Below are 13,522 nucleotides of genomic sequence, written 5' to 3' on the forward strand. Positions count from 1 at the left end.
CAGACGCCGCTGGCCGGGCCCCCGTTCTCGGGGACCCGGCCAGTTGGCCGTGCGGTGGTGCGGTGGTGCTGGGTGTCAGCTGTTCCAGTGCTGGGTGACGAGGTCGGCGGCCTGCTGTTCCCACTGCGCGTACGCGTCGGGGTAGGCGGACACCTGGACGGTCTGCGCGGCCTCGGTCAGCGGCATGTCCTGCCACCCGTCAACCTGCTTCAACCCCTTCAGGAACGCCAGGGTCGAGTACTCCGGGTCGGTGATCTGCTCCGGCGTACCCCACCCGGAGGTCGGACGCTGCTGGAACAGACCCTGCGAGTCGTGGTCGTTGCGGTCGCCCAGGTGACCCAGGTTCTCCAACTTCGACTCCTGCAGGGACGTGCCGATGGAGATGACGGCGGCGCGTTCGTTGAGGCCGGCCTTCTTCGTGGCGGCGATGATGGCCTTGACGTTGGCGGTCTGCTCGTCGCCGAGGTCGATGCGGGACTGCTTGCCCTGCACACCGTGGGGGATGAGTGTGGCCTTGTCGACGCCGGGCTTGTCGGCCTGCACGGCGACGGCGGTCGGGGTCGACTCGGTGGTGGGGGTGGCGTGGGCCGTGGCCGGGCCGGCGAAGATGCCACCGGCGAAGGCGAGACCGGCGATTCCGAGAACGCTCTTACGCGTGATCGTGTTCATGGGGGGTGACTCCAATCGGGGGTCGACACATCACCGTCCCGGGGGAGGGACAGGGGTGTGAGCACCACGTCGAGGCGCCCAAAAGATTCAGGGGGAAAGCCATCCGACAGCTCACCGCATCGGGGGGTGCTGGTGGTGGCGGGTCCAGGTGTAACGACCGGCGGCCGACCCTCATTCCCCGGCGGGGGTCACCGGGGTCCGGGCAGCTCAGCAGCGGCGTGCGCTACTCGATCGTCTGCCATGTGTAACGACCCCGCCCCGCCCGATGTTCCGCCGACCGGATGCCCCCGGCCACACCCCAAAACCCCCCAAAACCCCCAACCCCACCCACCCCCGCCCCGCCCTTTGCCCGGTGATCAAGAAGTTTGCGTCGGGTTCGGGGCGCAAACCTGACGTAAACCTCTTGATCACCGCCGCTGGGTGCCTGGCGGAATCGGTCGGTAGGTCGCGGATGGGGCGGAGGGGGCGAAAGGAGCAAGGGCTAGGTGAGTGGGTGGGTGGTGGCGTGGGGCGGGGCGGGGTGGAACCGACGGCGGGGTGGAACCGACGGCGGGGTGGAACCGAAGGCGGGGTGGAACCGAAGGCGGGTGGGGCGTGGAATGGGCGTGGGGTGGGTGGGTCAGCGGGTGGGGGTGGTTCGTTGAGATCATCTGCCGGTGCACGTGAAAAACTCCCGCGTCCCACTGGTGGCGACGCTCGCCGCCCTGACCGGCGTCGCCGCGCTGCTGGCCGCGCCGACCCTCGTACGCGAAACCGGTCACACCGCCATCGTCCGGGCGCCGGAAGCCTCGGGGGCCGCAATCGCCTCCGGGAGCCCGCGTACCGCCCCGGCCGGGGGCTCGGCGGAGCCGACCGGACAGCCGGCACCGTCGGCACCGTCACCCGTCCCGACCGGCCGGCCCGACCCAGGGTCGGGGACAGGGACGGGGACGGTGCCGGGTGCGAGCCGGGCGGGGCGACTGCCGCCGGTGGTGGACCACGGGCCGCGTACCGGCGACAAGGTGGCGCTCACCTTCGACGCGGACATGACCGACTCGATGCGGTACCAACTGCGCAGCGGCGCGGTCCGGTCGTACGCGAACCTGGCGATCGTCGACCTGTTGGAGCGGGAAGGGGTGCCGGCCACCTTCTTCCTCACCGGCAAGTGGGTCGAGGAGTACCCCGACGTCACCCGTCGGCTGGCCGCCAACCCGCGCTTCGAGCTGGCCAACCACACGTACGGCCATCTCGCCTTCACGGCGGACTGCTACCACCTGCCGACGATCCCCCGGCAGCGGATGACGGCCGACGTGGCCCGGACCTTCGACGTGATCGCCCCGTACGGCGGGCGGCAGACCCGGTACTTCCGCTTTCCCGGGCTCTGCCACGATCGCGCGGCCCTGACCGAGCTGGCGCCGTTGGGCGTCACGGTGGTGGACGGTGACGTCGTCAGCGGCGACCCGTTCGCGCGGTCCTGGCGGCCGATCGTCGACGCGGTGCTGTCCCGGGTGCGCCCCGGCTCCGTCGTCGTCCTGCACGTCACCGAGGCGAACGCCCCGATGACGGACGAGGCGCTGCCGCACATCCTGGCCGGGCTGGCCGACCAGGGTCTCACCCCGGCTCCGCTCTCCGAGGTGCTGGCGGCGACGCCGCCCGGCCCCGCCGGTTGACCACGGCCACCGCGAGCGGGTGGCCGGGCTGGCCGATCACCAGTATCAAATGTGACAAAAGCCTAGTATCGGGGAGGAGCCGAGGAGAACCCGGAGGAGGTCGTCATGACTACGGCGATGGAAATGCCCCGCGTCGAGGAATGCGTGGTCGCGGCCTGCGCCTACAACAGCACCGGCGACTGCCACGCGTTCGCCATCACGATCGGCAGCGCGGACCACGCCCACTGCCACACCTTCGTCGAGATGCCGGTCCGCGGTGGCATCGAGACGCTGATCGCCCAGGTGGGCGCGTGTCAGCGGTCGGACTGCCGGCACAACTCCCAGTTGGAGTGCCACGCTCCGGCGATCCGGGTCGGCCCCGACAACGACATGGCCGACTGCATGACGTACGACGGCCGCTGACACACGTACCGCGGGACTGCTCACAGGCCGTTGGCTGAGCGGACGACCGTGACGAGGTCGTCGATGATGTCGGTGAGCGTGAAGTCCTTCGGTGTGAACACCCGGGCCACCCCGGCGGCGCGGAGCGTCTCGGCGTCGCCGGGCGGGATGATGCCGCCGACCACGACCGGCAGGTCGCCCCGGCCGGCGGCGCGCAGGCCGTCCAGCACCGCCGGCACGGCGTCCAGGTGCGATCCGGAGAGCACGGACAGGCCGACCAGGTCGACGTCCTCCTCCACGGCGGCGGCGACGATCTGCCCGGCGGTCAGCCGGATGCCCTGGTAGACCACCTCGAAGCCGGCGTCGCGGGCGCGTACCGCGATCTGCTCGGCCCCGTTGGAGTGCCCGTCCAGGCCGGGCTTGCCGACCAGCAGCCGCAGCCGGCCACTGCCCAGCTCGCGGGCGGTGGTGGCGACCCGCTCCCGGACGGCGGCCAGGCCGCTGCCGCCGTTCACCCCGGTCGTCGCGCCGGCCAGCCCGGTCGGTGCCCGGTACTCGCCGAAGACCTGACGCAGCGCGCCGGCCCACTCGCCGGTGGTCACTGCGGCCCGCACGCAAGCCAGGGTCGCCGGCATCAGGTTCGCGGTGGTCGCGGCGTCCGCGCGCAGCCGGTCGAGCGCCGCGTCGACCGCCGCGTCGTCCCGGCCGGACCGCCACTCGCGTACGGAGGCCACGGCCGCCGCCTCGACCGCCGGGTCGACCTGCTCGATCGCCTCGGCGCCGGCCGCAGTCAACGGCGACGGCTCGGTCTCGGTGAACCGGTTGACGCCGACCACCACGTCGGTGCCGACCTCCAGCCGGCGGCGGCGTTCGGCCAGCGAGCCGACCAGCGCGCTCTTGAGGTACCCGGTCTCGACGGCCGCCACCACGCCGCCCATCTCCAGCACCTTGTCCAGCTCGGCCCGGGCGCCGGTGACGATCCCGTCGACCAGCGCGGTCATCACGTGCGAGCCGGCGAACAGGTCCGGGTAGTCGAGCAGGTCCGACTCGTACGCGAGGACCTGCTGCATGCGCAGCGACCACTGCTGGTCCCACGGCCGGGGCAGGCCGAGCGCCTCGTTCCAGGCCGGGAGCTGCACCGCGCGGGCGCGGGAGTCCCGGGACAGGGTGACGCCGAGCATCTCCAGCACGATCCGCTGGATGTTGTTCTCCGGCTGGGCCTCGGTCAGGCCGAGCGAGTTGACCTGCACGCCGTACCGGAACCGGCGCTGCTTCGGGTCGGTGACGCCGTACCGCTCACGGGTGATCTCGTCCCAGAGCGCGCCGAACGCGCGCATCTTGGCGATCTCCTCGACGAAGCGCACCCCGGAGTTGACGAAGAACGAGATCCGGGCGACCACGTCGCCCATCCGCTCGGTTGGCACCTGGCCGGCGTCGCGCACCGCGTCGAGCACGGCGACGGCGGTGGCCAGGGCGAAGCCGACCTCCTGCACCGGCGTCGCGCCGGCCTCCTGGAGGTGGTACGAGCAGATGTTCACCGGGTTCCACCGGGGCATCTCCCGCAGCGTGTACGCGATGACGTCGGCGGTCAGCCGCAGCGACGCGGCCGGCGGGAAGATGTACGTCCCCCGGGACAGGTACTCCTTGATGATGTCGTTCTGCGTGGTCCCGGCGCAGCGGGCCAGCTCGGCGCCCTGCTCCGCGCCGACGGCGCCGTAGAGGGCGAGCAGCCACATCGCCGGCGCGTTGATGGTCATGGACGTGTTCATCTCGGCGAGCGGGATGCCGTCGAAGAGGGCCCGCATGTCGCCGAGGTGGGCCACCGGCACGCCGACCCGGCCGACCTCGCCGGCGGCCAGCTCGTGGTCCGGGTCGTACCCGGTCTGGGTGGGCAGGTCGAAGGCAACCGACAGGCCGGTCTGCCCCTTCGCCAAGTTGCGGCGGAAGAGCGCGTTGCTCGCGGTGGCCGAGGAGTGCCCGGCGTAGGTGCGCATCACCCACGGACGCTCGCGCTCGGAAAGCCGGCCGGGGGGAGCCTTCTCGTCCATGACGGGAGTCTAAGTTACCGTTAAGTCACTTGGGGTGGTGAAAAACCGCACAGGTCCATGGGACGCCAGGCCGGCCGCGGCAGCCTGAACAGCGCCGGAGCGCGCGGGGACGGCCGGCACCCCGGGCACCACGGATCGTCCCGCACGACGCACACTTGACGTCATGGATGACGAGCTCGCAATCTCCGTCCGGGGGCTGCGCAAGGCGTACGGCGACAACGTCGCGGTGGCGGGCGTGGATCTCGCGGTCCACTGCGGCGAGGTGTTCGCCCTGCTCGGGCCGAACGGCGCGGGCAAGACCACCACGGTGGAGATCCTGGAGGGCTACCGGCAGCGCGACGCCGGAGAGGTCTCCGTGTTGGGCAGCGACCCCGCCCACCCCGGGCCGCACTGGCGGTCCCGGGTCGGCATCGTGCTCCAGGGCACCGGCGAGTTCGACGAGCTGACCGTCACCGAGGTGGTCTCGCACTTCTCCGGCTTCTACCCCGGCGCCGACGACCCGGCGAAGGTCGTCGAGCGGGTCGGCCTGGGGGCCAAGGCGAAGGCCCGCACGCACACCCTCTCCGGCGGGCAGAAGCGCCGCCTCGACGTGGCGCTCGGCATCATCGGCCGCCCCGAGCTGCTGTTCCTGGACGAGCCGACCACCGGCTTCGATCCGGAGGCCCGGCGCGAGTTCTGGGAGCTGATCCGGGACCTGGCCGCCGCCGGCACCACCATCGTGCTCACCACCCACTATCTGGACGAGGCCGAGGCGCTGGCCGACCGGGTCGGGGTGATCGCCGCCGGACGGCTGGTCGAGGTGGCCCCGCCGAACCGGCTCGGCAACCGGCAGGAGGCCCTGACGACGGTCTCCTGGCGTACCCCCGAGGGGGTCGTGGAGACCGCGGAGAGCGCGACGCCGACGGCCCTGGTGGCGGAGTTGGCCGCGCGCTTCGGCGGCGAGGTCCCCGGGCTCACGGTGACCCGGCCGACCCTGGAAGACGTCTACCTGAGGATGATCGGACACTGATGACCACCACCACCAGGCCGGCGGCCCCGGTCGACCCCGCCGCACCGGCCCGCCGGCTCGGGGCGGGCGCGCTCGCCCTGCGCCAGGGCCGGCTGGAGATCACCCAGTTCATGCGCAGCCGGGAGTCCGTCGTGTTCACGATGGGCTTCCCGATCATCATGATCCTGATCTTCGCGGCCATCTTCAACGACGAGATCGCCCCGGGCGTCAGCTACACGCAGTACTTCATCACCGGCATGATCGCCACCGGCCTGATGACGGGGAGCTTCCAGAACCTCGGCATCTGGATCCCGATCGAGCGGGACCGGGGGGTGCTCAAGCGCTACCGGGGCACCCCGATGCCGAAGTGGGTGTGGTTCGCCGGCAAGGTGCTCATGGTGGTGGCGATCAGCGTCGCCGAGACCGCCCTGCTGCTCGCCGTCTCGGTCGCCATGTTCGACCTGAAGCTGCCCGCCACGGCCGGCAAGTGGTTCACCTTCGGCTGGGTCTCCCTCCTCGGGGTCACCGCGTGCACCCTGTGCGGCATCGCGATCTCCTCGCTGGCCCGCACGGCGCGCAGCGGCTCCGCCGTGGTCACCCCCATCGCCCTGGTGCTCCAGTTCACCTCCGGGGTCTTCTTCGTCTTCACCAACCTGCCGAGCTGGATGCAGCAGGTGGCGGCCCTCTTCCCGCTGAAGTGGATGTGCCAGGGGCTGCGGTCGGTCTTCCTGCCGGAGAGCTTCGGCGTCCAGGAGCCGAGCGGCTCCTTCGAGCTGGGCCGGGTCGCCATCGTCCTCGCCCTGTGGTGCGTGATCGGCCTGGTGCTCTGCCTCACCACCTTCCGCTGGACCACCAAGCGCGACGGCTGAGGGCTCCCCGCCCCACCGGCCCGCCCCTCACCGCGTCCTCGGCCGCCGGGAGCACTCGCCGCCGTGGTCGGGCCGGAGCCTGCACCGCCGGCCGCCGGGCATGATCCGGTCGCGGAACCCAGTGACGTCTTGATGAGCCACGGCGCGAGGTGGAGGTCGCGGTGGTCACGCAGTGGCTCCCTTCGGGCTGCCTCTGCACTCGATCCGGTCAGCCGGGTGTCGACAGCCCCGGGTGCTCCTGCTCCCCACGCACGCGGGGGTGATCTCGCGTCCGGCGGGGCGGCGGGCTGAGGCCGGGGCTGACAGACTGTGCCGGTGGTGGCGGGACCGACGCGGCGACGGCTGCTCCTGGCCGGGGCCGCCACAGCGGCGCTGGCCGTGGCCGGCGGCGCGACGGCGCGGGAGCTGACCCGTCCACGCCCGGGGCCGACACCGGCGCTGCCCGACGCTCCGGCCGGCGACGAACGGCTGCTCCGGCGGCAGTCGGCGGCCCGGGGCCGTACCGTCGACTTCTGGACGGCCGTGCCGGCCGGGCACGGCGACGGGCGAGGGCTGCCGGTCTGCCTGGTGCTGCACGGCGCGTCTTCCACCCCGCGCGACTACGCGCGCTTCGGGCTCGCCCGGTTCCTCACCGACGCGGTGCGCCGGGGCGCTCCGCCGTTCGTGCTCGCCGGGGCGACCGGCGGCCGGCTCTCCTGGCGGCGCTCCGGGGCGGACGACCCGCAGCGGATGGTGCGCGAGGAGTTGCCGGCCTGGTGCGCCGAGCGCGGCTTCGACACCAGCCGCGTCGCCGCCTGGGGCTGGTCGATGGGCGGCTTCGGATCGCTGCTGCTCGCCGAGACCTTCCCCGGCTGGCTGCGCGCGGTGGCCGCGTTCTCCCCCGCCGTACGCCCCGGGGACGCGGTCTTCACCGACGTGGAGCGGCTGCGCGGCACGCCGATCGGGCTCTGGTGCGGCCGGCAGGACGGCCTGCTGCGCGACGTGCGGGCGCTGGCCCGCGCCCTGCCCGAACCCCCGGTCCGCGCCGAGTACGCCGACGGCCGGCACAACTTCGGCTACTGGGGCACGGTCGTCCCGGACGCCTTCGCCCTGCTGGGCGCGGCCCTCACACCGCCGCGCCCCTGACCCGGCCCCGGGCGGGAACGGATCAGGGGTCAGCGCGGCGTCAGTACGTGTAGAAGCCCTTGCCGGTCTTGCGGCCCAGGTCGCCGGCGGTGACCATGCGCTGGAGCAGCTCCGGCGGGAAGAACTTCTCGTCGGCGGTGTCGGTGTAGATGTTCTTCGAGGCGTGCAGCAGCACGTCCACGCCGGTCAGGTCGGTGGTGGCCAGCGGGCCCATCGCGTGGCCGAAGCCGAGCTTGCAGGCCGTGTCCAGGTCCTCGGCCGACACCACGCCGGACTCGACCAGCTTGACCGCCTCGACGACCAGTGCGGCGATCAGCCGGGTGGTGACGAACCCGGCGATGTCCCGGTTCACCACGACGACGGTCTTGCCGATCTCCTCGGCGAACGCCTTCACGGTGGCCAGGGTCTCGTCGCTGGTCTTGTACCCGCGCACCAGCTCGCAGAGCTTCATCATCGGCACCGGGGAGAAGAAGTGGGTGCCGACGACCGCCTCCGGGCGCTCGGTCACTGCGGCGATCTGGGTGACCGGGATGGCCGAGGTGTTGGTGGCGAGCACCGCGTCGGCCTTGCAGATCTTGTCGAGCGCCCGGAAGACCTCGTGCTTGATCTCCAGCCGCTCGAACACCGCCTCGACGACGATGTCCGCGTCGGCGGCCGCCTCCAGGTCGGTGGTCGGGGTGATCCGGCCCAGCGTCGCCTCGACCTCGGAGGCCTCGATCTTGCCCTTCTCGGCGAACTTGTCCAGCGACTTCCGGATGCCGGCCAGTCCGCGCCCGGTGGCCGCGTCGTCCAGGTCCCGCAGCGTCACCTGCCAGCCCGCCTGCGCCGCCACCTGGGCGATACCCGAGCCCATCAGCCCGGCCCCGACGACCGCGAGTCGACCCGCCATCTGCTTCTCCCTCGCCTGATTGAGTGTCTGCCTGCACCCTAGTCGGCGACCCTGAACGATGGCTAAGCCAGCCGGCACCCGACCGCTGGCAAGGGGAACCAGCGGCGGCGGGGCGGCCGGGACCCCCCGCGTCGCGGTCGGAGCTGCCGCGGTCAGATCTCCAGCGCCGGCTCCTCCGGCACGCTGCCGCGCTCGACCTCCACGCCCAGCGCCCGCAGGTCGGCGACGAAATCCGGGTAGCCGCGGTCGACGTGGTGCACGTGGGAGACCTCGGTGACCCCGTCGGCGCAGAGCCCGGCGATGATCAGACCGGCGCCGGCCCGGATGTCGGTGGCCCGGACGGGCGCCCCGGAGAGCCGGTCCCGGCCGCGGACCACGGCGTGGTGGCCGTCGGTCTTGATGTCCGCGCCGAGCCGCATCATCTCGTTGGCGAACATGAACCGGCCGTCGAAGATGTTCTCGGTGATCAGGGACGCGCCGTCGCTGACCGCGGCGAGCCCGATCGCCATCGGCAGCAGGTCGGTGGCGAAGCCCGGGTAGGGCAGGGTGACCACGTCCACCGCCCGGGGGCGCTCGTCGACCCGTACCCGGAAGGCCTCGCCGCGGGTCTCCACCAGGCCGCCGGCGCAGATCAGCTTGTCCAGCGCGACCTCCAGGAACCCCGGGTCGATCCCCGTCACTGTGACGTCCCCCCGGGTCATCGCGGCGGCGAACGCCCAGGTCCCGGCGACGATACGGTCGCCGACGGTGGCGTGCCGCACCGGCCGCAGCTCCGGCACCCCATCGATGTGCAGGGTGGAGGTGCCCTCCCCCTCGATCCGGGCACCCATCCGGATCAGCATCGAGCAGATGTCCACGATCTCCGGCTCCCGGGCCGCGTTGTCGATCACCGTCGTGCCCTGGGCCAGCACGGCGGCCATCACCAGGTTCTCGGTGGCCCCGACGCTGGGGAAGTCGAGCACGATCTCCGCGCCGTGCAGGCCGTCCGGGGCGGCGGCGATGACGAAGCCGTGCTCGCCGGAGATGTCCGCGCCCATCCGGGTCAGCCCGGCGATGTGCATGTCCAGCCCCCGGGAGCCGATGGCGTCCCCACCGGGGTGGGCCACCCGGACGTACCCCCGGCGGGCCAGCAGCGGGCCCAGCACGCAGATCGACGCGCGCAGCCGGCGGACCAGGTCGTAGTCGGCCTCCGCGCCGGGCCGGTCCGGCACGTCGACGGTGACCGACCGGGACCGGGCGACCCCGCCCCGGGCCACCATCGGGTCGACGGGCTCGTCCGCGTCGAACCGGACGCCGCACCCCAGCCGGCGCAGCACCTCGCCCATGATGGCGATGTCGGTGATCCGGGGGACGTTCGTGATGACGCTGCGCCCGGGGGCCAGCAGCGCGGCGGCCATCAGCTTGAGGGCCGAGTTCTTCGCCCCGACCACGTGCACCGTCCCGGCGAGCCGGGCGTTCCCGGAGACCCGGATGACGTCGACGTCGTTGACCGCCGGGTCTCCGGCGTCGCCGGGGCCGACCCCGGCCGGCCGGGTCGGAGTCGGCCGAGCGGGGATGGTCAGGTCGGGTATCCGTAGGCTGTGCGTCATGGCCGTCCACCTCACGCGCATCTACACCAGGGCCGGCGACGCCGGCATGACCAGGCTGAGCAACAACGAGCAGGTGCCGAAGACCGATCCGCGGATCGCCGCGTACGCGGACGTCGACGAGTGCAACGCCGCGATCGGCGTCGCGATCGCGCTGGGGCAGCTCGACGACGAGCTGCGGGCGGTGCTGGAGTCGATCCAGAACGACATGTTCGACGTCGGAGCCGACCTGTCCACCCCCGTGGAGCCGGACCCGGAGTACCCGCCGCTGCGGGTCACCGAGGAGTACGTCGACCGCCTCGAAGGATGGTGCGACGAGTACAACGCACGCCTGAGCAAGCTCGACTCCTTCATCCTCCCCGGCGGCACCGCAGGAGCGGCGCTCCTGCACGTGGCACGGACGATCTCCCGGCGGGCCGAGCGTGCGGCATGGGCGCTGGTCGCGCAGGACCCCGACCGGACCAGCATCCTCCCGGCAAAGTATCTCAACCGGCTCTCCGATCTGCTCTTTATCCTGTCAAGAGCGGCAAATCCGGCAGGAGACGTGCTGTGGGTGCCAGGCGGTAAGCGCTGAGCGTCGACGCCGCCCGCGACCCGGTCGGGGCCCTGCACCACGTCGAGGTCTGGGTGCCCGACCTGGCCGGCGCGGTGCATGGCTGGGGCTGGCTGCTGGGCGAGCTGGGCTGGACGCCGTTCCAGGAGTGGCCGGCAGGCCGGTCCTGGCGGCTCGGCCCGACGTACCTGGTGCTGGAGGAGTCCCCCGCGTTGTCCGGGCGAAACCACGACCGGCTCGCCCCGGGCCTGAACCACCTGGCCTTCCACGCCGGCCCGCCGGCCGCCGTGGACCGGCTGGTCGCGGCCGCGCCGGCCCACGGCTGGACGCTGCTCTTCCCGGACCGCCACCCGCACGCCGGGGGCCCGGACACCTACGCGGCCTACCTGACGAACACCCAGGGGTACGAGGTCGAACTGACCGCTTCCACCGGCTGACCCCGCACGGCACCCCTCGGGCCTCCGGCGATCTTGCAGTAACGGCCCCGGTAGCGCGCCCTTTGTCCGTTACGCCCGGGGCCTAAGTACAAGATCGCGGGGGTGGGGGTGGGGTCAGGCGGCGGGCCAGTCTTGGGATGCCAGACGGGGCGAGGCCGCCCCGGGTGCGGCGGCCTCGAGCCAGGACAGGAAGCCGGTGACGGTGGAACGGGCCATGGCGATCTCCACCGGGGCGTGCTGACTGGTGCACCGCAGGATCACCCAGTCGGCGGGCATGGAGAGGCGCTCCTGCCCCTCGGGCAGCCGCCGGCGCTCGACCGTCAGGGTCTTGCGGGACAGCGCCAGCTTGGGGCGCAGGGCGAACGAGAACATCCGGTACCACCGGAGCTCATCGCCCGCGAACCGGCCGAACCCGGGCGACCAGCCCCGGCCGTCGAGCATCGTGGAGACCCGGACGCTGAGCCGGATGATCCCGCCGGTGCGGGTGACCAGCGCCCGGCGGGCGAAGAGGATCAGCAGAGCGGCGATCACGGCGGCGAAGCCGATCCCGATCCCCTCCACGATCTCCATCGACGGGTCGGCTCAGCGACTCTGCGGGGCGGAGACCGGGGTGGCGCTCTCGGCGAGCACGGTGACGCCCTCGCTGCTCACGGAGAGGAAGCCGCCGGCCACCTCGTACGAGACCTGCTCGCCGCTGGCCAGCTTGATCCGGACCTGGCCGGGCTCGGCGAGCTGGCCCAGCAGGGGCGCGTGCCCCGGCAGCACACCCAGCTCACCCTCGGTCGTCCGCGCGACGACCATCTCGGCCTCACCGGACCAGACCTTCTCCTCGACGGCTACGAGCTCGACGTGAAGCTGCTTTGCCACGCTGTCTCCTTGCTGCGGCGGCGGATTGTCGAAAGTCTAGTCGCGCCCCCCGCAGACGCCGAACGCGGGTGGCGTAAGCTGCGCCACCCGCGCCCGGACCGCGCCGCCGGAGCGCTACTTCGTCTTGTTGCGGAAGTCCGGATGCTCCAGCAGGAACGCGTCCAGTTGCTCCTTCTCCAAGGCGGTGAAGAAGTCCTCGGCCTCGGGCAGCAGCCGTTCCCCCCGGTACGCCGACCCGGTGCCGATGTTCTCCCCCGGCAGCTTGATCAGCTCGACGCTGTCGGCGCGCATGGACTTGAGGGCGATCGCGAAGTCGACCACACCGCTGCCCCGGCCGTTGAAGATCAGCGACTGCCCGGCGGCCCGGATCACCTTGTCCAGCTTGATCGGGTTGGTCACCACGTCGGCGCTGAACGCCTGGCTGACCATCGCCTTGATGAACTGCTGCTGGTGCCGCTGCCGGCCGTAGTCGGCGTCCGGGACGCCGTTCTTCGGGTACCGCTGCCGGACGTAGTCCAGCGCCTGCCAGCCGCTGAGGTGCTGGTTGCCCTTCTTGTAGACCGCCTGGGGGCCGATGTAGCCATCGCCGTAGGGGTTGCCCTTGCGGTGCACCCCGCTCGGCTCGCGGTGCTCGGAGCGCACCTCGCGCTCGATGTACATGTCGACGCCGCCCATCGCGTCGACGATCTTCTGGAAGCCGGTGAAGTTGATGATCGCGCCGGCGTCGAAGCGCTCGATCCCGGTCACCTGCTGCACGGTCTTGGCCAGCAGCTCGAAGCCCCGGGCGGCGTCGGGGTTCTGCCCCGGCACCCGGCTGCCGTACGACATCGCGGCGTTGAGCTTGTCGGTGCCGCCGTGGAACTCCGCCTTGCTGAACTTCGGGATCTCGACCCGCAGGTCGCGGGGCAGCGAGAAGAGGTACGCCCGGTCCAGCTCGGCCGGCACGTGCAGCACCATGACCGAGTCCGCCAGCGGCGGGGTCTCCGGATCGCGCGGGTCGATGCCCACCAGCAGGATGTTGAGCGGGCCCTTGATGTTGCTCTTGCGCTCCTGGGCGCCCGCGGCCTGATCGCCGAACAGGTCGCCCTTGCCGACCGCGCCCTCGTACCGGGACAACAGTGCCTCGTAGCCCACCAGCACGGCACCGCTGAGCAACATGAGCACGGCGCCGAACACCGTGCACACCCGCGCCCACCTCGGCACGCCCGACCACACCGACGGCTTCTTCCCGCCGCTCTTGCCGGCCTTACCCACAAGATTCTCCGTTCGTCACGCCCACGAAGAGGAGACGGGCGCACGCAGCCGAAAGGTTGCAGTATTTGTCACTCGCCGGGGGACGGCGCGGATCGACGGTACCCCGCCCACGCGACCACCGGCTCGGCAACCGGACAGCGGAGATCATAGGGCCTGTAGATGAGCGAGGACCGCCCCGTTGGCTACCGGGGCGGTCCTCGATGGTGT

At 72.0% G+C, this 13,522-nt stretch carries 14 protein-coding genes; 7 read left to right on the forward strand and 7 right to left on the reverse strand.

Features of this window, described 5'->3' with window-relative positions:
* Positions 1–75: 75 nt before the first annotated feature.
* The gene (locus OG617_RS08170) at positions 76–669 is read right to left on the reverse strand and encodes a hypothetical protein (protein WP_405100118.1); all 594 of its coding nucleotides are present in this window, start codon (positions 667–669) and stop codon (positions 76–78) included.
* A gap of 656 nt (positions 670–1,325) precedes the next feature.
* Between OG617_RS08170 and OG617_RS08175 the strand changes: the two genes are divergently transcribed.
* Complete coding sequence (locus tag OG617_RS08175; RefSeq protein WP_405100120.1) at positions 1,326–2,318, forward strand: polysaccharide deacetylase family protein; 993 nt, start codon at positions 1,326–1,328, stop codon at positions 2,316–2,318.
* A 105-nt stretch (positions 2,319–2,423) separates the two neighbouring features.
* Positions 2,424–2,720: a DUF1540 domain-containing protein gene (locus tag OG617_RS08180; protein ID WP_405100122.1), complete on the forward strand. Its 297-nt coding sequence runs from the start codon at positions 2,424–2,426 to the stop codon at positions 2,718–2,720.
* 20 nt (positions 2,721–2,740) lie between these two features.
* On the opposite strand, the gene OG617_RS08185 is transcribed toward OG617_RS08180, so the two are convergent.
* Positions 2,741–4,747 carry a protein meaA gene (locus OG617_RS08185; protein ID WP_405100124.1) on the reverse strand — a complete coding sequence of 669 codons (2,007 nt, stop codon included), beginning with the start codon at positions 4,745–4,747 and terminating at the stop codon, positions 2,741–2,743.
* A 163-nt stretch (positions 4,748–4,910) separates the two neighbouring features.
* On the opposite strand from OG617_RS08185, the gene OG617_RS08190 reads away from it, so the two are divergent.
* The 3 genes from OG617_RS08190 to OG617_RS08200 all read left to right on the forward strand — a co-directional run bounded on the left by OG617_RS08190 (position 4,911) and on the right by OG617_RS08200 (position 7,729).
* Complete coding sequence (locus tag OG617_RS08190; protein WP_405100126.1) at positions 4,911–5,756, forward strand: ABC transporter ATP-binding protein; 846 nt, start codon at positions 4,911–4,913, stop codon at positions 5,754–5,756.
* Positions 5,756–6,604, forward strand: coding sequence for an ABC transporter permease (locus tag OG617_RS08195; protein WP_387015756.1), 849 nt, complete (start codon positions 5,756–5,758; stop codon positions 6,602–6,604). The genes OG617_RS08190 and OG617_RS08195 overlap by 1 nt, the downstream gene beginning before the upstream one ends.
* A 318-nt stretch (positions 6,605–6,922) precedes the next feature.
* A complete protein-coding gene (locus OG617_RS08200) occupies positions 6,923–7,729 on the forward strand; it encodes an alpha/beta hydrolase (protein WP_405100128.1) in 807 nt (268 codons plus the stop codon).
* Between the two features lie 40 nt (positions 7,730–7,769).
* Here OG617_RS08200 and OG617_RS08205 read toward each other — a convergent pair whose 3' ends face one another.
* On the reverse strand, positions 7,770–8,618 hold the full coding sequence (locus OG617_RS08205) for a 3-hydroxyacyl-CoA dehydrogenase family protein (protein ID WP_405100130.1): 849 nt from the start codon (positions 8,616–8,618) through the stop codon (positions 7,770–7,772).
* A gap of 152 nt (positions 8,619–8,770) precedes the next feature.
* Positions 8,771–10,207 (reverse strand): UDP-N-acetylglucosamine 1-carboxyvinyltransferase, encoded by a 1,437-nt coding sequence (murA, locus tag OG617_RS08210; protein ID WP_405100132.1) that lies wholly within the window; start codon positions 10,205–10,207, stop codon positions 8,771–8,773.
* Between murA and OG617_RS08215 the strand changes: the two genes are divergently transcribed.
* A complete protein-coding gene (locus tag OG617_RS08215) occupies positions 10,206–10,778 on the forward strand; it encodes a cob(I)yrinic acid a,c-diamide adenosyltransferase (protein ID WP_405100134.1) in 573 nt (190 codons plus the stop codon). The genes murA and OG617_RS08215 overlap by 2 nt on opposite strands.
* Complete coding sequence (locus OG617_RS08220; RefSeq protein WP_405103555.1) at positions 10,775–11,194, forward strand: VOC family protein; 420 nt, start codon at positions 10,775–10,777, stop codon at positions 11,192–11,194. Before OG617_RS08215 ends, OG617_RS08220 begins: the two co-directional genes overlap by 4 nt.
* Positions 11,195–11,308: 114 nt before the next feature.
* On the opposite strand, the gene OG617_RS08225 is transcribed toward OG617_RS08220, so the two are convergent.
* The 3 genes from OG617_RS08225 to OG617_RS08235 all read right to left on the reverse strand — a co-directional run bounded on the left by OG617_RS08225 (position 11,309) and on the right by OG617_RS08235 (position 13,315).
* On the reverse strand, positions 11,309–11,764 hold the full coding sequence (locus tag OG617_RS08225) for a DUF2550 domain-containing protein (protein WP_405100136.1): 456 nt from the start codon (positions 11,762–11,764) through the stop codon (positions 11,309–11,311).
* A gap of 12 nt (positions 11,765–11,776) precedes the next feature.
* Positions 11,777–12,061 carry a F0F1 ATP synthase subunit epsilon gene (locus tag OG617_RS08230; protein ID WP_161685160.1) on the reverse strand — a complete coding sequence of 95 codons (285 nt, stop codon included), beginning with the start codon at positions 12,059–12,061 and terminating at the stop codon, positions 11,777–11,779.
* Between the two features lie 114 nt (positions 12,062–12,175).
* Positions 12,176–13,315, reverse strand: coding sequence for an LCP family protein (locus OG617_RS08235; protein WP_405100138.1), 1,140 nt, complete (start codon positions 13,313–13,315; stop codon positions 12,176–12,178).
* Between the last annotated feature and the right edge of the window lie 207 nt (positions 13,316–13,522).

The sequence above is a fragment of the Micromonospora sp. NBC_01412 genome, from assembly GCF_045040215.1.
In the GTDB taxonomy this organism is placed as follows: domain Bacteria; phylum Actinomycetota; class Actinomycetes; order Mycobacteriales; family Micromonosporaceae; genus Micromonospora; species Micromonospora rubida.